The sequence below is a fragment of the uncultured Oceanisphaera sp. genome, from assembly GCF_947495715.1.
In the GTDB taxonomy this organism is placed as follows: Bacteria; Pseudomonadota; Gammaproteobacteria; order Enterobacterales; family Aeromonadaceae; genus Oceanimonas; species Oceanimonas sediminis.
The window spans coordinates 1-419 of the sequence record NZ_CANLZU010000059.1 but is presented as its reverse complement, the minus strand read 5'-3'; the positions used below and the strand labels follow the sequence as shown (position 1 = coordinate 419).

At 65.2% G+C, this 419-nt stretch carries 1 protein-coding gene; it reads right to left on the bottom strand.

Annotated features, from left to right (window positions below; all coding sequences use genetic code 11):
• On the bottom strand, positions 1 to 419 hold a 419-nt coding region (locus Q0753_RS16570), incomplete at both ends, for an immunoglobulin-like domain-containing protein (RefSeq protein WP_298723736.1).

Below are 419 nucleotides of genomic sequence, written 5' to 3'. Positions count from 1 at the left end.
AAGCTCAGGCTCTCCAGGCTGTTCGCGTTGCCCGCATTGGCTTCGCTGATGCCGGTGATGGCATTGCTGACGGACCCGCCGTCCACATAGACGTCATCGCCCTGCACTGCCACCGTCAGGGTACCGCTGCTCGCGCCGGCGGCGATGGTCACCTCGCCCAACGTGGTGGTCACGGTGATCGCGTTGTTGGCGATCACCGGCTTACCGTCCGCGTCCTTCAGGATCACGGTGTAGGTCAGGCTGCCGTCCCCTTCGGTCGCCGTGTTGCGATCCACCGCCAGCTCGGCGGTTACCGGGCTCTCGGTGTCTGTGACGGTGACCGTGGCGTCACCGGTGGTCAGTTGCTCGAAGTTGTGTGCGCCGGCGTCACTGACGCTCACGCTGAAGGTATCCCCGTCCTGATACACGTCGTCGCCCTG